The organism is Streptomyces sp. NPDC127100 (assembly GCF_042724095.1).
Lineage (GTDB): Bacteria > Actinomycetota > Actinomycetes > Streptomycetales > Streptomycetaceae > Streptomyces.
In genome coordinates this window covers 378,606-396,864 of record NZ_JBHXFL010000002.1, presented here as the reverse complement: position 1 = coordinate 396,864, position 18,259 = coordinate 378,606, and the positions used below count along the sequence as shown (strand labels likewise).

The window sequence follows — 18,259 nt, the reverse complement described above, 5'->3', positions numbered from 1 at the left end:
CGGGGGCGGGCCCCGGCGGGGGGGCCGAACGTCCTAGGGGGCGGGGGGGGCCCCCCGCCCCCCCGCCGCGCCTCTTGCGTGTCTGCCGCTACGGCGTCAGCGCCGGCCGGCCAGCTTCCAGGCGGCCGGCAGCACGCCCATGGCCAGGGCGGCCTTGAGGGCGTCGCCGATCAGGAACGGCGTGAGGCCGGCCGCGACCGCGGCGCCGAGGGACATGTCAGCGGCGAGGGCCAGGTACGGGACGCCGACGGCGTAGATGACCGCCTCGCCCAGCAGCATCGTGCCGGCCGTGCGCAGCACCGAGCGGTCGGCGCCGCGCCGGGCGAGGGCGCCCACGACCGTGGCGGCGAGCATCATGCCGAAGACGTAGCCGAGGGACGGGGCGCCGGTGCCGGAGCCGCCCTCCGCGAACCACGGCACGCCCGCCATGCCCACCAGCGCGTACAGCGCGAGGGACAGCAGGCCGCGGCCGGCGCCGAGGGAGGTGCCGACGAGCAGCGCCGCGAAGGTCTGGCCGGTCACCGGCACCGGGGAGCCGGGCACGGGCACCGCGATCTGGGCCGCGACGCCGGTGAGCACGGCGCCGCCCGCCACGAGCGCGACGTCCCGGACTCGGGAGGAGGGGAGGAGGTCGGCGAGGACCTGCCGGGTGCGGACGGGGACGGCAGCGGTGCTCATGGGGGACTCCGCGGTGGTGTGGACATGTCGGGACACCGCGACGCTATCCCAGCGGGCCGGAGCCGATCACGAGCAGCGCTCGACAAAGGCTGGATCGGGGACTTGGTGGGCTCCCGACAAAGAACGCCGGGCACGCCCGTTCCGGCGTGATACCGGTCACTGAGGTGGGGAGGTGAGCGTCACCGGAGACCGGGAGCGACGGCTGTGGGGTCCCGCCAAACACCTCGGGGCACGAGGGGCCGGGGAGGAGCGGCGGACGTCCGGACGGCCGGCGGGCTACTGGACGATCACGTTCCGTATCGTGGTCGTCCGCATGGTGGGCAACCGCTGTCGCCGCCCGGCGGCACCGCCCAGACTGTGGGCGTTTTACCCCCGTCCCCCCACGCATTGGACGAGCCGCCAGATGCCCGAAAGCACCACCACCGAGGCGCCGCCCCAGTCGGACGAAGTCTCCCTCTCCCACGGCCTCAAGCAGCGCCATCTGTCCATGATCGCCCTCGGCGGAGTGATCGGTGCCGGGCTGTTCGTCGGTTCCGGGGCCGGCATCGCCGCCGCGGGGCCGTCGATCGTCGTCGCCTACACCCTCTCCGGTCTCCTCGTGATGCTGGTGATGCGGATGCTGGGCGAGATGTCCGCCGCGTATCCCTCGTCGGGCTCCTTCTCCGCCCACGCCGAGCGGGCGATCGGCCCCTGGGCCGGCTTCACCGCGGGCTGGTCGTTCTGGGTGCTGCTGTGCACGGCCGTCGGCCTGGAGGGCATCGGCGCCGCGCAGATCGTGCACGGCTGGCTGCCGGGCACGCCCGAGTGGGCCTGGGTGGCGCTGTTCATGGTGGTGTTCTGCGGGACGAACCTGGCCGCCGTGAAGAACTTCGGCGAGTTCGAGTTCTGGTTCGCGACCCTCAAGGTCGGCGCGATCTCGCTGTTCCTGGTGCTCGGCGTGCTGGCCATCGCCGGCGTCCTGCCCGGCACCGACTCCCCCGGCGCCTCCCACCTGAACGACTTCCTGCCCAACGGCGGCAACGGCCTGATCATCGGCCTGCTCGCCTCGGTGTTCGCCTACGGCGGCCTGGAGACGGTCACCATCGCCGCGGCCGAGTCGGAGAACCCGGTCAAGGGCGTGGCGAGCGCCGTGCGCACGGCGATGTGGCGGATCGCGCTGTTCTACATCGGGTCGATGGCGGTGATCGTCACCCTGGTGCCCTGGGACTCCGAGGAGGTCGTGGCGAAGGGCCCGTACGTCGCCGCCCTCGACGAACTGGGCATTCCGGGTGCCGGCCAGCTCATGAACGTCGTCGTGCTGGTCGCGCTGCTCAGCGCGATGAACGCCAACATCTACGGCGCCTCGCGCATCGGCTACTCGCTGGTCGAGCGCGGCCAGGGCCCGAAGGCGCTGGGCCGGGTGTCGGGCGGGGTGCCGCGGATCGCGGTGCTCGTCTCCTCCCTCTTCGGCTTCGGCTGCGTGCTGCTCAGCTACTGGCGGCCCGACGACGTCTTCTCCTGGCTGCTGAACATGATCGGCGCCGTCATCCTGGTCGTCTGGATCTTCATCGCCGTCTCCCAGCTGCGGCTGCGGCGCCGCCTGGAGCGGGAGGCGCCCGAGAAGCTGGTCGTGCGCATGTGGGCCTTCCCGTGGCTGACCTGGGTCGCGCTGGCGGGCATGGCCACGGTGTTCGTACTCATGGCCCGAGAGCCGGACACGCGGGTGCAGCTCTACTCGACGGGCGGGATGACGCTGGCCCTGGCGGCCGTCGGCTACGCCCGGCAGCGGCGACGGGCCCGCGCCTAGCCCTCACGGCTCCTTCCGTCCGGGACGCCCCCGCGGCCCCGCCGAGCCGAAGCCCGGCGGGGCCGAGAAGAGCCTGCCCCCGAATCGACCGACGTCGTGACCGCCGGCCTCCCCGGGGGCTCATGGCGCACGGCGGCAGCCGTCAACCCACCGAGTACCCGAAGTAGTCGCCGTTGGCCGGGAGTCCGCCCTTGCCCGGCTGGTACGTGGTCGCCGGCAGGCTCGTACCGCCCGGCACTGCGTTCGGGAAGGGCAGGACGTGCAGGGCTCCGGTGGCGGCGGGCCCGTAGGGCATACCGGCGTAGAGGTTCCGCGGCGTGAAGAGGATGCTCGTGCCGAGCTTCTCGCCCTCACCCGGGGTACCGGGGATGCCGTCGCCGTCGCCGGCCTCGATCCACAGGTCGTTGGCGCCTGCCGCGTCCATCAGCGAGAAGGTGTGGATGGCACCGGCGTCGGTGAAGCCCGCGAGGTCCTCACCGGGTGAGCCCACGGCGATCTTCAGGGTGGCGGCCGAACCGACCTTCCGGGGAGCGGTGTTGACCGCGCTGAGGGAGGCGCCCACGGAGTCGCCGGCCTCGATGGTGCCGGAGCGGTCGTCGGTCGCGGAGCCCTGGTTGAGCGCGTGCAGGTAGTCCCAGGTGCCGTTGGCAGCGAAGTGCACGAGTACGACGTTGCCGGCGCCGGCCGCCTGCGCGGCGCCGGTCTCAGGGGCGAGGGCCTCGCCGGGCGCGCCGATGGCGAGGATCGAGTCGGTCGCCGCGGCCGCACCGGACGGGCGGTAGGCGACCAGCGCGAGGGCCTGACCGAACTTGTCACCGGCCTCGGCGGCGCCGCTGATCTTCTCGTTGTCCTGGTCCAGGCCCGCGACCACGGTGGGCCGTCCGGCGGCGTCCAGCTTGTGGCTGAGCACGGCCAGGTTGCCGGCGTTCGCGTTGTCGCCGATGGCGTCGCCGGGAGCGCCGATGGCGATGAAGTTGGAGTCGCCCGCGACGGACGTGCCGAAGGCGTCGTTGGCCTCGGCCGCGCCGGGGACGTCCGCCGTGTCCTGGTTGATGGCGATGTTGGTGTCGCCGTGCACGTAGAAGGCGGCGCCCGCCTTGGCGAGCGAGCCGAGCGCCTCGCCCGGCGTGCCGATCAGGATCCACGGCTCGCCCGCGGCGGTGGTGCCCGCGGCGAGGGAGGCGCCCATCCGGTCGCCCGTCTCCGGCGCGGAGCCCTTGATGGAGCCGTTGCCGGAGCCCTGCTCGAAGTGGCGGGTGGCCGGGCCGCTGCCGAGGCCGTTGCTGCCCCCGAACAGGATGTCGACGAGGCCGGCGTCGACCGCGGTGCCGACGTTCTCCTCGGACGCGGAGACGACGAGGTCGGTGTAGCCGTCCTCGTTGTAGTCGACGGTCGCGAGGTGGTTGCCGAAGTGGTCCCCGGCCTCGGTGCCGCCGGGCACCCAGTCGAGGTCCTGGGTGATCTCGGCGGTGCCCTTGCCGCCGCCGTGGACGACGCGGACGAGACCCGCGGTGGTGTCGCCGCCGACCGTGGCCATCGGGTCGCCGATGGCGATGTCCTCGACGGCGTCGCCGTTGAAGTCGACGATGCGGGTCGCGCCGACCGCCGCGTCGATCCAGGAGGCGAGGTCGTCGACGCGCGCGATGACGCCCGCGGTGGAGGTCTGGGTCTCGTCGGTGCCGAGGCAGCCGCCCTGGAAGGACTGGCTGTTGAGGCCGACGAGCTTGCCGCCGGAGATGACCGGGCCGCCGGTGTCGCCCATGCAGGCGGCCGCGCCGCCCTTGCCGGTGACGCCCGCGGAGGTGGCCGCGGTGGAGTCGACGGTGTAGGTGCCGGTGTGCAGTTGGAGCGGCGCCCACACGGTCTTCGTACGGCCGTAGCCGGCGAAGGTCAGCTCCGCACCGGCCGCGGGCGCGGTGGTGGCGAGCTGGGCCGGGACCACGTCGGTGACGGGCCGGTTGAGGCGGGCCAGGACCACATCGCGGTCCGTGCGCGGCACGATCTCGACGACGCGGCGCTCGGCGCCCTGCGTGCCGGAGAGGTCGGAGCGGCCGATGACGGCGGTGGTCGCCTTGGCGGGGACGCCGGCCGGGACGGCGAGCGAGGCGGCCGGGTTCTCGGCGAAGCAACTGGCCGCGGTGAGCAGCCATTCGGCGTCGACGAGGACGGCGGAGCAGCCGCGGTCGTGGTCGCCGATGGTGATCTGTGCGGTGTAGGCGTGGGTGGTGTCCGAGCCGGCGACCGGCGTGCCGCCGGTGATGGCGACGGCGGGTGCCGCGCTCAGCGCGAGCGACCCGGCGGCCACGACCGCGCCGAGCGCGGCCAGACGGGGACGTCTGATGGAAGACATACGAGTGGTTTCCTCAATCACGGGGCGATCCCGGCTAGTTGTTGACGCGGATCTCGACCAGGACGTGCTCGCGGCCGTCGACGGACTCGCCGACGCCCTTCCACGTGTCAGCGGGGATGTCGTACTCGACCTGGTCGCCCTCGGCGGTCATCTCCAGGTGGGTGTTGGTGGAGTCGTCCGTCTTCACCCCGTGCACCGCGGGCAGTTCGAGGGTCAGGAAGCCCTCGTCGGCGGTGACCTGGAAGCAGACGTCCTCGTGGTCGCGCGCGAGGAACTGCAGGAGGTTGCCCCCGCCGGCGCAGTCGGCGAGCACGATGTGGCCGTCGCCGCGCTTGAGGACGACGTTCTGCTCGGCCAGGATCTTGTCGGCGTTCGGGTAGTTGTAGTCCTCGACGGCGTAGCCGGGCGTGCCATCGGCGACGGCATGGGTGGCGGACCCGGTGGCGGCACCCGCGCCGCCCTGGGCGAGTACGGCCCATGCCAGGGCGCCGGCGGTGGCCGCGGCGCCCAGAATGCGCACGAATGCGCTGCGTGACTTCATCACAGTCCTAAAACTCGGCAGTTCTTCGGTTCAAGTCCCTTATCGAAGCGGGCAATTGGCGAGCGCGTCCAATACCGGAAACGGACGGAAACCGGATAACCGGCGGGTATGGATCGTGATCCGCGTCACACCCGAGAAGGGTTGTGGCAATCTCCATAACGACTTCGCAATAGCTCGCCGTGCGGCCCGCCGAGAGGCGCCCGGGAAGGAGAGGGAAAGGGCGCGAAGGAGAACTTCGCACCCTTTCCGCCCCGCGCCGTCAGATCACTCAGCTCGTCTTGTTGAGCTCCTGCGTGACCGGCCCGTCCGGATCGGACTGGAAATACAGCGTGTCCTGATCGTCTACATAGAGCTGGATTCCGGCGGTCTTGCCGAGCGCGCCGTCCTCGACGCCCAGGTACACGAAATCACTCGAAGTTCCCGGGTCCTCGTAATCCCAGCTGCCATGGAAATCGACCGGATCCGCGCCCTCGCTCGTCGTCACACCGGTGGCCGTGAACGTGCCCTTCGCCGAGAGCTCGATCCGCCCGCCGTCGTCGGATCGGTACACACCGGGCAGCTTCTCCGGGTCGACCGCCCCCGAGCACCCCGAGACGAGCACCGCCGAGGCGGCGAGTACGGCGAAGAGCCACCGTTCGCCTGTCCTCCTGCGTGTCACGGGCCCAGCGTAACGTCGAACTCGATCACCTGGGTCTTGGGCGACATCGGCCCCTCGTCACCGACGACCTTGTCCACGAACGCGCCGACGGTGTCGCTCCACCATTCGGTGTACCCGATGACCGGGGGGTGCGTCGCCGACTCTATGTCCGACTCGTTGTACGCGGTGTAGCGCCAGGTGACCGACCCGTCCGAGTTCTCCCGGATGGGCGTCATACGGACCTGGTGCGAGCCCAGGAAGGTGTACGCGAGGTTGCCGGTGAGCCCGCCCGTGGTGAGGGTCCCGTAGTCCGTGAGGTACTTGCCCACCCCTTCGGGGCCGCTGAGCGCGTAGTCGTACAGGTAGGTGTGCCCCAACTCGTACTTCCCGGTCCGCTGCCACTCCCTGAGGAAGTACTCGAGCGCCCCCTTCGTGTGCGCGTGCTCGCGGTAGATGCGGGTGAACTCGTCGTTCGGACCGAAGCACTGCGTTCCGGGACCGCTACCGGTGAGCCAGCTCCATCCCAGCTCCCACGGGTTGGTGTTGTTGCGGTGCTCGATCGGGTCTCCGAACGGCGTCAGGCAGCTCTCGGCGCCGTCGGGAAGCCCGGTCTCGCCGTCGATCGGCACCTTCGAGTTGTTGATCGAGTCCTGGATCGCCTGCTTGATCGCGGCCTTGACGACCTCGATCCACGCCTCGGTCGCGGCTACGGCCGCCTCGGCGTAGGACTTGCCCGCCGCGAGTTCGGCCTGCCGGGCACGCGTGGCGGAGGCCTGCGCGTCCGCGGCGTACGACGCCGCCGTCTCGGCGGAGCGCACGGCCCGGTTCGCCGCGTCCCGCGCCACACTGCTCGCCCTGCGGGCCGCCGCGGCCGCGTTCGCCGCGGTCTGCGCCGACTTGGCGGCGGCGTCCGCGGAGGCTTCCGCGGCCTCCGCGTTCTGCCGGGCCTCCTCGGCGGATGCCTTGGCGTCCTTCGCCCAGCCCTCGGCCTTGTTGGACCACTCGGTCGCCTTGTCGGCGGCCTGGCGTGCGAGCGCCGCGGCCTCGGATGCGCGTGCCGCGTCCTCCAGAGCGTCCTGGGCGACCTTGGCCGCCCGCGCGATCGCCGCACGGATGGCGCTGACGTGCGTGGCGTAGTCGTGGTCGATGCGCGCGAACTCGTGCTGCGTCGTGCCGATGAACTGGCGCAGCATGTGCGTGTCGCCTTCGAGGGCGACCTTCGCCGCGGCCTGGACGTACGGGCCGCCGTTCACCAGGAGCGTGGTGGCCGCGACCTTGTCGTCCTCGTGGACTGCCGCGGCGCGCGTCACGTGCAGGAAGGTGTGCAGCGCCTCGGCGGAGCCGTCCGTCAGGGCGGCCTCGGCGGCACGCCGTACGGCGGTGCCGGTGGACGGGTCCGCGAGGAGCGTGGTGATCTCGACCTCGTTGTCGTCCCTGGCCGCCTCGACCGCGCCCTTCTCCAGGAAGGTCCTGATGGCGGCGGCGTCCTCGGTCTCCAGCGCCGCCGCGGCCGCCTCGGCCACGTTCTGCGTGGAGATCGCGGCGGTGGACGCGACGAACTCCGCGTTGTCCTGCTGCAGGGCGATGAGCCGGTCGGCCTCGATCCAGCGCAGGACGTCCTCGTCCACTCCGGCCAGCGCGTACGCGGCGGCCTCCCGGGTCCACGTGCCCGGCCCGTCGAGCAGCTGGACGGCGGCCTGCCGCCCCTTGCTCACGGCCTCCCCGGTCCGGCCGTCCTCGAGCGCCGCCTCCATGGCGGTGATCAGCGCGACGAGCTCCTCGGACAGGCGCGCTTCCTGCGTGCGCTCCCGGTTGGCCCGCTCCAGGCGGTCGCTCTCCTCGCTCCGCTGCTGCCTGGCGACCTCGATCGCTTCCTCGGTCTCCTCGTTCAGGCGGGCGATCTCTGCCTCCCGGGCCTCCTTCTCGACCTCACGCGCCTCGGTGACGGCGTCGTACGCCTTGGTCGCGGCCTCCACGGCGGCGTCCGCGGCGGCGGTGGAGCGGTTGGCGTAGTCCACGGCCTTGCCGGCGTTGCGGGCCGCTTCCTCGGCGGCGTCGGCAGCCTTCTCCGCGTGATTGGCCGCGCTGTCGGCGGCGGCGGACGCGGAGCGCGCGGCGGCGGCAGACCTGCGGGACAGGGTCGAGGCCCGGCTCGCGGCCGCCGTGGCGCGGCCGGCGGCGGCCTCCGCGATGGAGGCCTGGCGCTGCGCCTCGGCGGCCTGGGACTGCGCGGCACCGGCGGACACGGCGGCGTCGGCCGAAGCGCGGGCGGCTGCGGCCGAGTTGACCGCGGCTCCCGCGGCGGCGTTGCCCGCGGCCTCGGCCGCGTCGGAGGCGAGGGCCGCGAGCTTGGCCTTCGCGGCCACGGAGCGCACCCAGTCGACCATGAGCCGTGCGGCCTGCGCCGCCTGGTTGGCGGCATCCGCCATGTTGGCGTTCTTGGAGGCGCTGATCGCGGCGTGGTAGGCACGCGACGCGGCGCGCCCCGCGGCGGCGGCGGCCGCCGCGGCGGCGTTGGCGGCGGCCACCGAACGCCGGGCCGCGGCCTGCGCGGTACGGGAGGCGGACACCGCGGTCGACGCGGCGGCCGCGGCGCCCTGGGCGGCCCGAGCCGCCTTGTTCGCGGCCTTGGCCGAGCGCTGCACGTCCTGCTCCGCGGCCTGCGCCTCGGCCTTCGCCTCCAGCGCGGCCGTCTTGGCCTTGTCGGCGGCCTCGACCGCCTGCTCGGACAGCTGGACCGCTTCGTCGGTCTTGCGCTCGGCGAGCCGACCCTCCGACTCCACGATCTTGACCAGCTGCTGGATCTCCGCCGTCTCCTCGTCCCGCGCCCGGGCGATGTACTGCCCCGTCGTCAGGAACCACTGGATCGCCCGCGGCGATCCGTCGTCGAGCGCCCGCTCCGCGTACTCCCGCACCTGCGGCGAGGCGGTCACGAGGATGGAGGTCACCTGGACGCGCCGGTCCTCGTGGAGGGCGTCGTACTGGCCGGTGCTGAGGAAGGCCCGCAGCGCGAAGTCCGTGCCGGCCGTGAGCGCCTCGGAGGACTCGCGCTGCACGGCCCTGCCACCGTGCGCGTTGACCGTGGTCACGCCCACTTCGAGGTCTTCGGTCACGGCGGCCGCGAAGCCGCCCTCCAGAAAGGCGGCGACCGCCGCGTCCCCGCCGGACAGCGCCTGACCGATTCCGGCACGCGTCGCCTTGCCCGCGGTGACCAGGGCCTCGGTGAGCGTGAACCGGTTGTCCTCGGCCGTGGCCGCCGGCAGCCTCTCGCTGAGAAACGTGGCCACGTCGTCCGCGTTGCCCACGAGCGCCGCCGCCGCGGCCGTGCGCACCGCGCGGCCACCGGTCCGGTACGCCTGCACGACCTTTCCGCGGTCGGTGTCGGGCAGCCCCGTACCGGCCTCGGCCGCCGCCGTGCCCGCCGCGTACGCGGGCCGGGACCCGAATGCCCCCAGAGGCAGTGCGGTACCTGCCGCAATCCCGCCGAAAATGGCCAGAGACTGGCGTCTGCTGAATATCCGTCGTGATGGTGACATCACGACTCCCTTCTCGATTACGAGGGGAAATCTCGCCGCCCCCCTGAATGCCAAGTCCCTTATCGAAGCCGGGGGTTGCCGGACTCGTCCATTGCAGAAACCGGGCAGAAATCGGGTAACCGTCAGGTATTCGCTGTGATGTGCACCACACGCTAAAAGGGTTGTAGTGATCTCTGTAAAGAAATTGTGGGCCGATTCGGAGGCAGGTCCCTCCGGCGCCGGTCTCCCGCTCGGCCCGAGCGACCCCCGTCAACACGCCCGGCCGCCCCCTCGGACGCCCCCGCAGCCACTCTTGCTGCTAGCCTGCACTTGCAAGTAGGTTGCAATAAGACCTCGGAGGGGATCCGCCATGTCCGTCTACACGCTCCCTGAACTGCCCTACGACTACTCCGCGCTGGCCCCCGTGATCAGCCCCGAGATCATCGAGCTGCACCACGACAAGCACCACGCGGCCTATGTGAAGGGCGCCAACGACACGCTGGAGCAGCTCGCCGAGGCGCGGGACAAGGAGCAGTGGGGCACGATCAACGGCCTGGAGAAGAACCTGGCCTTCCACCTCTCCGGCCACATCCTGCACTCCATCTACTGGCACAACATGTCCGGCGACGGCGGCGGCGAGCCGCTGGCGGAGGACGGCGTGGGCGGGCTCGCGGACGCGATCGCCGAGTCGTTCGGCTCCTTCGCGGGTTTCAAGGCGCAGCTCACCAAGGCCGCCGCGACCACGCAGGGCTCCGGCTGGGGCGTGCTGGCGTACGAGCCGCTGAGCGGGCGCCTGATCGTCGAGCAGGTCTACGACCACCAGGGCAACGTCGGCCAGGGATCCGTCCCGATCCTGGTCTTCGACGCCTGGGAGCACGCCTTCTACCTGCAGTACAGGAACCAGAAGGTCGACTTCATCGACGCCATGTGGGCCGTGGTCGACTGGCAGGACGTGGCCAGGCGGTACGACGCCGCCGCGTCCCGTGCGGACACGCTGCTGCTGGCGCCCTGACACCCCCCCGGACGTCCCGCCTCGTGATCGTCTTCTCACCCTTCACGGCGGCGGGCGGAATGAGGGAAGCCCCCGCGAGGACGTGACTCGCGGGGGCTTCCTGTCCCCCTTCGGGGGAATCCGCGCGGCGGGCTCCCCGGTGGGAGGGGTTCCGGGCGACAGTGGCCCGTATGGGTCTTCCGAACAGGCGGTGCCCCAACTGCGGGGACACGGACCAGGACTTCCGGCCGCTGACCGACGACGAGAAGGCGTACGCCCTGGGGGCGGGCCAGGTGCCCAGGGCCGACCTGGGCACCTACCGGCGCTGCGCCCGCGACGGATGCGTGCGGGTGCAGTCCTACTTCAACTGGAGGTCCGGCTTCGATCTGCCGGAGTCCTTCCGCACTACAGGTTGCTGAAGTCCGGGCCCTTGGTGCGGGTGCGCTTGATCTCGTAGAAGCCGGGGACGGAGGCGACCGCGAGGGTGCCGTCCCAGAGCTTGGCGGCGTCCTCGCCCTTGGGGGCCGGGGTGACGACCGGGCCGAAGAAGGCGAGCTGCCGGCCGTCGGCGCCGGGGACGGCGATGACGGGGGTGCCGACCTCCTGGCCGACCTTGTCGATGCCCTCCTTGTGGGAGGCGCGCAGCTGGGGCTCGTAGGGGGTGGAGTCCCAGTGCTCCATGAGCGACTCGGGCAGGCCGACGTCCTTCAGGGCGGCGGCGATCGTCTCCTTGCTCAGGCCCTCGCCCCGGTTGTGGATGCGGGTGCCGAGCGCGGTGTACAGGTCGCCGAGCACCTCGGCGCCGTGCTCCTCCTGGGCCGCGATGACGATCCGGACCGGGCCCCAGGCCTTGGTCTCCAGCATGTCGCGGTAGTCCTCGGGCAGCTCGTCGAGCTTGTCCTCGTTGAGGACGGAGAGACTCATCACGTGCCAGCGGACCTCGATGTCCCGCACCTTCTCGACCTCGAGGACCCAGCGGGAGGTCATCCAGGCCCAGGGGCACAGCGGGTCGAACCAGAAGTCGACGGGAGTCTTGTCCGACATGTCTCTCCTCATGGGGCGTGCGCAACCGTGCGTTCCTCCGGGCAACGCGACAGCTCACCCCCGCCATTCCCGCCTGCCGCGTGTTCGGGTCGCATGGCAGGATCAGTGCTGTCCGCATACTGAACACCTTCCGAGGGAGTGCCGCCCGTGCCCGGTGAGAATCTGTCCCGCGACGAGGCCCGGGAGCGGGCCGCCCTGCTGTCCGTCGACGGGTACGAGGTGTCCCTCGACGTGCGCTCGGCCGTCGGTGACGCGGCGGGCGGGGGACCGCGCACGTTCCGCTCCGTCACCACGATCCGCTTCCGCTGCAACGAGCCCGGCGCGAGCAGCTTCGCCGACCTGGTCGCGCCGAGCGTGACCGCCGTGTCCCTCAACGGCCGGGACCTCGACCCGAGCGAGGTCTTCGACGGCTCCCGGATCGTCCTGGAGGACCTGGCCGCCGACAACGAGCTGGTCGTCGACGCCCAGTGCGCCTACTCCCGCACCGGCGAGGGCCTGCACCGCTTCGTCGACCCCGAGGACGGCGAGGTGTATCTGTACACCCAGTACGAGCCGGCCGACTCCCGCCGGGTCATGGCCTGCTTCGAGCAGCCCGACCTCAAGGCCCCGTTCCGCTTCGAGGTGCGCGCGCCCGAGGAGTGGACGGTGTGGAGCAACGGCGCCGGTGAGTGCGCGGACGGTGTGTGGCGGTTCGCGGAGACCAAGGCGATCTCGACGTACATCACGTGCGTGGTCGCGGGGCCGTACCACTACGTCACGGACTCCTACGAGCGCGTCCTCGAGGACGGTACGCGGCTGGAGATCCCGCTCGGCGCGATGTGCCGCAAGGGACTCGCGCCGCACTTCGACGCCGAGGACGTCTTCCTGATCACCAAGCAGGGCCTGGACTTCTTCCACGACCACTTCGACTACCCGTACCCCTTCGGGAAGTACGACCAGGCGTTCGTCCCCGAGTACAACCTCGGCGCGATGGAGAACCCGGGGATGGTGACCTTCCGGGAGGAGTACATCTTCCGCGGGAAGGTGACGCGGGCGTCGTACGAGGGCCGCGCCAACACGATCCTGCACGAGATGGCGCACATGTGGTTCGGCGACCTGGTCACCATGGAGTGGTGGGACGACCTGTGGCTGAAGGAGTCCTTCGCGGACTTCATGGGCGCCTTCGCGAACGTCGGCGCGACGCGCTTCAAGGACGCCTGGATCACGTTCGCCAACCGCCGCAAGGCCTGGGCCTACCGCGCCGACCAGCTGCCCTCCACCCACCCGATCACGGCCGACATCCGTGACCTGGAGGACGCCAAGCTCAACTTCGACGGCATCACGTACGCCAAGGGCGCCTCCGTGCTCAAGCAGCTCGTGGCGTACGTCGGCCAGGACGCCTTCATGGAGGGCGCCCGGCGCTACTTCAAGCGGCACGCCTACGGCAACACCCGCCTCGGCGACCTGCTGTCGGTGCTGGAGGAGACCAGCGGGCGGGACATGGCGGCCTGGGCACGCTCCTGGCTCCAGACGGCGGGCGTCAACTCGCTGACCCCGCAGGTGCTGCTGAGCGCCGAGGGCCGCGTCGACGAGCTGGCCGTCGTGCAGGAGGCCGCCGAGTCGCACCCCGAACTGCGCCCGCACCGCGTGGCGGTGGGCCTGTACCGGCGTACGGCCCAGGGCGCGCTGGAGCGGTACGCGCGCGCCGAGGTGGACGTCGAGGGGCCCCGCACGGTGGTGACGGAGCTGGCCGGCGCCGAGGCGCCCGAGCTGGTCCTGGTCAACGACGACGACCTCACGTACTGCAAGACGCGCTTCGACGACACGTCGCTGGCGACCCTGCGCGAGCACCTGGGCGCCCTGACCGACCCGCTGGCCCGTGCCCTGTGCTGGTCGGCGCTGTGGAACATGACGCGGGACGCGCTGCTGCCGGCGCGGGACTTCGCCGGCCTGGTGCTGCGGTACGCCGGGCGCGAGTCCGACATCGGCGTCCTCCAGATGCTGCACGCCTGGGCCGGCTCGGCGCTGGTGCACTACGTGGCCCCCGACGCCCGCGAGGCCTGCGGCCGGCTGCTGGCCGAGGGCGCGCTGCGGGAGCTGCGCGACGCGGAGCCGGGCGGCGAGCAGCAGCTCGCGTGGGCGCGGTTCTTCGCGACGGTCGCCTCCGGCGGGGAGGAGCTGCGGCTGCTGCGCGGTCTGCTGGAGGGCACGGAGAAGATCGACGGGCTGGACGTGGACCAGGAGCTGCGCTGGGCGTTCCTGGAGCCGCTCGCCGCGCACGGCGAGGCCGACGAGGCCGTGCTGGCGGCCGAGCTGGCCCGGGACGACACGGCCTCCGGCAAGCGGCACCAGGTGCGCTGCCTGGCCGCCCGTCCGTCGGCGGCGGTGAAGGCCCAGGCCTGGGCGCAGGTCGTGGAGTCCGACGCGCTGTCGAACGCCCTGGTGGAGGCGACCATCGCGGGCTTCGCGCAGGCCTCGCAGCGGGAGCTGGTCGCGCCGTACGCGGAGCGGTACTTCGCGGCGATCGAGCGGGTGTGGAGCGAGCGGTCGATCCAGATCGGGATGGACGTGGTCCGGGGCCTGTTCCCGTCGCTGCGCGACTCCCAGGACACGCTCGACGCGACGGACGCCTGGCTGTCCGCCCACGAACAGGCCGCGCCAGCCCTGCGCCGGCTGGTGCTGGAGGCGCGCGACGACCTGGCACGGGCCCTGCGGGGACAGGCCTGCGACGCGGCCGCCGGCGGCCGGTGAGACGGACGCCCCGCCGGGCCGCCGGCCGTCCGGCGGGGCCCCGCCGACCATGACACCCTCCGCCCGGCCACCGGGCGGAACCGCCTCTCCACGGGACAGGGCGTCCCGGGTCCGCATCGGGGCCGTGCCGCACCAATCCGCAGCTCACGTGGCCTCGGAATACCTATGGACACCAGTCGCGCCCACAGGAGAGGCATTGTGAAGGAACCAGTACACATCGGGGTCAACCCTTCCGCGAAACCTGATCTGCAGCACCTGATGCGCGAGGTGGCGCTGGGGGACCAGGACGCGTTCGCCGCGGTCTACGACGCCGTGGCCGGCTCCGTGCTCGGAGTCGCTCGCGCGGTGCTGCGCGACCGGGCACAGTCGGAGGAAGTCGCCCAGGAGGCGCTGGTCGAGGTGTGGCGTACCGCGCCGCGCTACCGGCCCGAGCGCGGTTCGGCCCTCAACTGGATCCTCACTCTCGCCCACCGGCGGGCCGTGGACCGGGTCCGGTCGGTGGAGGCCGCCGCGGCTCGCGACACCAGGGCCGCCCTGCTCGAACGGCAGCCGGCCTATGACGAGGTGACCGAGCAGGTCGAGACCCGGCTGGAGCAGGAGCAGGTGCGGCGCTGCCTGCGCACCCTGACCGAGCTCCAGCGCCAGTCGGTCACCCTGGCCTACTACCGCGGACTGACCTACCGCCAGGTCGCCGAGGCCCTCGCTCTGCCGCTCGGCACGGTCAAGACGCGGCTGCGTGACGGACTCATCCGGCTCCGCGACTGCCTGGGGGTGACGGCATGACCACGACCGATCCGCACGCCCTGACCGGTGCCTACGCGGTGCACGCGCTGGACGGCGAGGAACGCGCCGCCTTCGAGCGCCACCTGGCCGCGTGCGACGCCTGCGCACAGGAGGTCGCGGAGTTCACGTCCACCGCCGGACGCCTGGCCCTGGCCGCCACCGTGCGCCCGCGCCCCGCCCTGCGGGAGCAGGTACTGCGGCGCATCACCGCCGTGCGGCAGGTGACGCCCGGTGCCGCGCCCGCGGAGCGGGTGCGCCGTGGCGAGCGGGGCGGACGGAGCCCGGCGCGGTGGGCGCTGGCCGCGTGCGTGGCCGCCGCGGCCGCTCTCGGCGGCACCGCCGTGTGGCAGTACGAGCGCGCCCAGGACGCCCGGCACGAGGCCGCCCGGGCGCAGCGGCAGGTCGAGGACCTGGCGGGGGTGCTGGCGGCGCCCGACGCCGAGTACCGCTCCGCCCGCCTGGCGGGCGGCACGGGAACACTGGTCGTGTCGGCCGGCCGGGACCGGGCCGTCTTCATGGCCTCGGACCTGGCCGCACCGCCCGAGGGCAAGGTCTACCAGCTGTGGTTCGCCGACGGCGAGGCGATGCGCCCGGCCGGCCTGATGGATCCCGGCCGCGGCGACCAGGCCGTGCTCATGCGGGGTACCGTCGACGGTGCCTCCGAAGTCGGCATCACCGTGGAGCCGGCCGGTGGGTCCGACCAGCCCACCTCGGCGCCGCTCGCCCTGCTCGACGTACCGGCGTGACGGGCGCGCGGGGGCGCTCGGCCCCCGCTGCCCTGCCCCGGCCCGCGAGCGGATGTCAGCTCATGGGCATGAGGACGGTGTCGATGATGTAGACGTTGGCGTTGGCGGTCTTCACGTTGCCACAGACGACCTTGGCGGAGTCGTCGACCGTGTAGGACTCGTCCGAGCCGGAGGTCGTCACCTTGGACTTCTCCAGGGTGTCGAAGGAGCCGTTCTCCAGGTCGTTCGGGGTGAGCTTCTGACCGACGACGTGGTAAGTGAGGATCTTCGTCAGCTGGGCCTTGTCGTTGAGGACCTTGTCCAGGGTCGCCTTCGGGATCTTCGCGAAGGCGTCGTTGGTCGGCGCGAACACGGTGATGTTCTGCGCGTTGTTGAGGGTGTCGACCAGGCCCGCCTTCTTCACCGCCGTCACCAGGGTGGACAGCGCCGGGTTGTTGGAGGCCGCGGTGGCGACCGGGTCCTCGGCCATGCCGTCGAAGGAACCGGCGCCGTCCTTCGGCACGGCGGAACAGGCCGGGCCGAAGGGCTGGTCCATGCTGCTCGTGGCGTTGCTCGAGCCGCCCATGTCGTCGCTGCTCCCGGTGGCCGAGGCCGACGCCTTGCCGGAGGAGTCGGCCTTGCCGGAGTCGCCGCTGTCGTCGGAGCAGGCGGTGAGTGCGAGCGGCAGGGCGGCGGCTGCGGCGAGAAGGCCGGCGGTGCGACGGATACGCGTGTTCATCAGGTTCTCCTGTCGGTGGGCGCAGCACGGTGCGGCTGCGTCTCGGGGTGGTGCCAGGTGGTGCGGAAAGGGCACGAGGCCCTTGTGTGTGGGGGGGGTCGGTCAGTCGACCGTGACGACGACGGAGTGCCACCCGCTGGCGCCGTCGGGGATCGTCCGGGCGCGTTCGCCGGTCTGGACGGTGCCGGTGCGGTCGGTCGCCCGGACCGTGAGGGTGTGGCCGCCTCTGGTGGCCTGCCAGGGGATCGACCACTGGCGCCAGGTGTCGCGGGTGTCCTCGGCGGCCAGCCGGGCTTCCTCCCAGGGACCGTCGTCGATGCGGACCTCGACCTTGTCGATGCCCCGGTGCTGGGCCCAGGCGACGCCCGCGATCATCACCGTGCCCGCCGCGGGCCGGGCGAAGGGCTTGGGTGTGTCGATACGCGACTGCGTCTTGATCGGGGCTGTGCGGGCCCAGCCGCGCTCGACCCAGTACGGGTCGTAGGCGTCGAACGTGGTGAGTTCGATGTCCTCGATCCACTTGCAGGCCGAGACGAAGCCGTACAGACCCGGGACCACCATCCGAACCGGGAAGCCGTGTTCGAAGGGCAGGGGCTCGCCGTTCATGCCGAGGGCGAGCATCGCGTCCCGGCCGTCCATGACGTCCTCGACCGGGGTACCCAGCGTCATGCCGTCCACCGACCGCGCCACCAGCTGGTCCGCCGGGCCGCCCTCGGACGGAGCCCGCACCCCGCACTCTGCCAGCAGCTGTGCCAGCCGCACGCCGGTCCAGCGGGCGTTACCCACGTAGGGGCCGCCGACCTCGTTGGAGACACATGTCAGGGTGATGTCCCGCTCGACGAGCTCCCTGCGCAACAGGTCGTCGAAGGAGTACGTGGCGGGGCGGCGTACGCCCTTGCCGTGGATCCGCAGGCGCCACTCGGTGGCGTCGATCCTGGGCACGACCAGAGCGGTGTCCACCCGGTAGAAGTCGTCGTGCGGGGTCACGAAGGAGCTGAGTCCGGGGACGCGCGGTGCGGCCCTCCTGGGTACCGGTCGTGCCGGTGACCCGGGACGCGGCAGGACGAGGTTCTCGCGCGAGGCGACGGCCTCCTTGCCGTGCGAGGCGTTCAGCGACCTGCCGACGGCGCCCAGCCCGGCGGAGGCCGCCGCGGCGGACGCGGCCACCAGGACGAATCCCCGCCGGTCCCACTCCCGGCTCGCGGACGGACCGTCAGCCGCCTCCTGGGCCACGGACGCCGATGACCTCCTCGCCGCGGTCAGGCGGCCCGCCAGGACGTACAGAAGCGCGGCGCCGGCCACGGCCCCCACGACGGAGGGCAGCGCGTCGGCCGGGCCGACGGAGTCCGGCCGGCTCACGGCGGCCCCTGCCCCCACCGCCCCGAACAGAAGGACACCGGCGGCGCCGGCCCGCCGGAACCGCACCGCCAGCACGCCCAGGGCCAGAGCCAGGACGGCCAGCACGGCCAGGATGCCGAGCTGCAGCGCCGGCTTGTCGTTGGTGCCGAAGTGGCGGATCGCCCAGTCCTTGACCGCGGTGGGCGCCGCGTCGATCGACGCGCCGCCCACCGCTACGACCGGACTGGACTGCGGACGCGCCGCCGTCGAGGCCAGTTCGGCCACCGCGAGCGCGGCGAAGCCGGCCAGCGCCCCGCCGAGCGCGCCGGCCGCCGCACGCGGCAGCCCCGGCCGTACTCGCTGGTCCTTCTCCTCGTCCCTCACGCGGGGAATCCGGTCCCG

The 18,259-nt window shown here is 72.3% G+C and carries 14 protein-coding genes; 6 read left to right on the top strand and 8 right to left on the bottom strand.

From position 1 onward, the window contains the following. Positions 1-96 precede the first annotated feature (96 nt). Positions 97-678 (bottom strand): biotin transporter BioY, encoded by a 582-nt coding sequence (locus ACFWJB_RS04580; protein ID WP_385470357.1) that lies wholly within the window; start codon positions 676-678, stop codon positions 97-99. A 403-nt stretch (positions 679-1,081) separates the two neighbouring features. Between ACFWJB_RS04580 and ACFWJB_RS04575 the strand changes: the two genes are divergently transcribed. Next, a complete protein-coding gene (locus ACFWJB_RS04575) occupies positions 1,082-2,464 on the top strand; it encodes an amino acid permease (protein WP_386920230.1) in 1,383 nt (460 codons plus the stop codon). Between the two features lie 142 nt (positions 2,465-2,606). Here ACFWJB_RS04575 and ACFWJB_RS04570 read toward each other — a convergent pair whose 3' ends face one another. The 4 genes from ACFWJB_RS04570 to ACFWJB_RS04555 form a co-directional block, all read right to left on the bottom strand. Continuing rightward, positions 2,607-4,814: a S1 family peptidase gene (locus tag ACFWJB_RS04570; RefSeq protein WP_386920228.1), complete on the bottom strand. Its 2,208-nt coding sequence runs from the start codon at positions 4,812-4,814 to the stop codon at positions 2,607-2,609. A 34-nt stretch (positions 4,815-4,848) separates the two neighbouring features. Further along, positions 4,849-5,355, bottom strand: coding sequence for a hypothetical protein (locus ACFWJB_RS04565; protein WP_385470363.1), 507 nt, complete (start codon positions 5,353-5,355; stop codon positions 4,849-4,851). 268 nt (positions 5,356-5,623) lie between these two features. Next, positions 5,624-6,013, bottom strand: coding sequence for a hypothetical protein (locus ACFWJB_RS04560; RefSeq protein WP_385470365.1), 390 nt, complete (start codon positions 6,011-6,013; stop codon positions 5,624-5,626). After that, positions 6,010-9,354, bottom strand: a complete 3,345-nt coding sequence (locus tag ACFWJB_RS04555; RefSeq protein ID WP_386920225.1) for a hypothetical protein — start codon at positions 9,352-9,354, stop codon at positions 6,010-6,012. Before ACFWJB_RS04555 ends, ACFWJB_RS04560 begins: the two co-directional genes overlap by 4 nt. A gap of 523 nt (positions 9,355-9,877) precedes the next feature. On the opposite strand from ACFWJB_RS04555, the gene ACFWJB_RS04550 reads away from it, so the two are divergent. Together ACFWJB_RS04550 and ACFWJB_RS04545 are read left to right on the top strand one after the other, a co-directional pair. Then, the gene (locus tag ACFWJB_RS04550) at positions 9,878-10,519 is read left to right on the top strand and encodes a superoxide dismutase (RefSeq protein ID WP_386920223.1); all 642 of its coding nucleotides are present in this window, start codon (positions 9,878-9,880) and stop codon (positions 10,517-10,519) included. A gap of 170 nt (positions 10,520-10,689) precedes the next feature. Then, positions 10,690-10,917: a hypothetical protein gene (locus ACFWJB_RS04545; RefSeq protein ID WP_385470370.1), complete on the top strand. Its 228-nt coding sequence runs from the start codon at positions 10,690-10,692 to the stop codon at positions 10,915-10,917. Here the strand turns inward: ACFWJB_RS04545 and ACFWJB_RS04540 are convergent. After that, on the bottom strand, positions 10,904-11,542 hold the full coding sequence (locus ACFWJB_RS04540) for a DsbA family protein (protein WP_386920221.1): 639 nt from the start codon (positions 11,540-11,542) through the stop codon (positions 10,904-10,906). The two genes, ACFWJB_RS04545 and ACFWJB_RS04540, sit on opposite strands and share 14 nt — an antisense overlap. A 147-nt stretch (positions 11,543-11,689) precedes the next feature. Between ACFWJB_RS04540 and pepN the strand changes: the two genes are divergently transcribed. The 3 genes from pepN (at position 11,690) to ACFWJB_RS04525 (ending at position 15,801) form a co-directional block, all read left to right on the top strand. Then, positions 11,690-14,272, top strand: a complete 2,583-nt coding sequence (pepN, locus tag ACFWJB_RS04535) for an aminopeptidase N (protein ID WP_385470374.1) — start codon at positions 11,690-11,692, stop codon at positions 14,270-14,272. A 198-nt stretch (positions 14,273-14,470) separates the two neighbouring features. Next, positions 14,471-15,055, top strand: coding sequence for a sigma-70 family RNA polymerase sigma factor (locus ACFWJB_RS04530; RefSeq protein ID WP_385470375.1), 585 nt, complete (start codon positions 14,471-14,473; stop codon positions 15,053-15,055). Beyond that, positions 15,052-15,801: an anti-sigma factor domain-containing protein gene (locus tag ACFWJB_RS04525; RefSeq protein WP_385470377.1), complete on the top strand. Its 750-nt coding sequence runs from the start codon at positions 15,052-15,054 to the stop codon at positions 15,799-15,801. The genes ACFWJB_RS04530 and ACFWJB_RS04525 overlap by 4 nt, the downstream gene beginning before the upstream one ends. 55 nt (positions 15,802-15,856) lie before the next feature. Here ACFWJB_RS04525 and ACFWJB_RS04520 read toward each other — a convergent pair whose 3' ends face one another. Together ACFWJB_RS04520 and ACFWJB_RS04515 are read right to left on the bottom strand one after the other, a co-directional pair. After that, positions 15,857-16,519 (bottom strand): fasciclin domain-containing protein, encoded by a 663-nt coding sequence (locus ACFWJB_RS04520; RefSeq protein WP_385470379.1) that lies wholly within the window; start codon positions 16,517-16,519, stop codon positions 15,857-15,859. A gap of 102 nt (positions 16,520-16,621) precedes the next feature. After that, on the bottom strand, positions 16,622-18,241 hold the full coding sequence (locus ACFWJB_RS04515; RefSeq protein ID WP_386920217.1) for a molybdopterin-dependent oxidoreductase: 1,620 nt from the start codon (positions 18,239-18,241) through the stop codon (positions 16,622-16,624). Between the last annotated feature and the right edge of the window lie 18 nt (positions 18,242-18,259).

Bases quoted from the DNA above. Each gene is read 5' to 3' on its own strand.
- ACFWJB_RS04580 (WP_385470357.1), bottom strand. From the start codon at position 678: ATGAGCACCGCTGCCGTCCCCGTCCGCACCCGGCAGGTCCTCGCCGAC.
- ACFWJB_RS04575 (WP_386920230.1), top strand. From the start codon at position 1,082: ATGCCCGAAAGCACCACCACCGAGGCGCCGCCCCAGTCGGACGAAGTC.
- ACFWJB_RS04570 (WP_386920228.1), bottom strand. From the start codon at position 4,814: ATGTCTTCCATCAGACGTCCCCGTCTGGCCGCGCTCGGCGCGGTCGTG.
- ACFWJB_RS04565 (WP_385470363.1), bottom strand. From the start codon at position 5,355: ATGAAGTCACGCAGCGCATTCGTGCGCATTCTGGGCGCCGCGGCCACC.
- ACFWJB_RS04550 (WP_386920223.1), top strand. From the start codon at position 9,878: ATGTCCGTCTACACGCTCCCTGAACTGCCCTACGACTACTCCGCGCTG.
- ACFWJB_RS04545 (WP_385470370.1), top strand. From the start codon at position 10,690: ATGGGTCTTCCGAACAGGCGGTGCCCCAACTGCGGGGACACGGACCAG.
- ACFWJB_RS04540 (WP_386920221.1), bottom strand. From the start codon at position 11,542: ATGTCGGACAAGACTCCCGTCGACTTCTGGTTCGACCCGCTGTGCCCC.
- ACFWJB_RS04525 (WP_385470377.1), top strand. From the start codon at position 15,052: ATGACCACGACCGATCCGCACGCCCTGACCGGTGCCTACGCGGTGCAC.
- ACFWJB_RS04520 (WP_385470379.1), bottom strand. From the start codon at position 16,519: ATGAACACGCGTATCCGTCGCACCGCCGGCCTTCTCGCCGCAGCCGCC.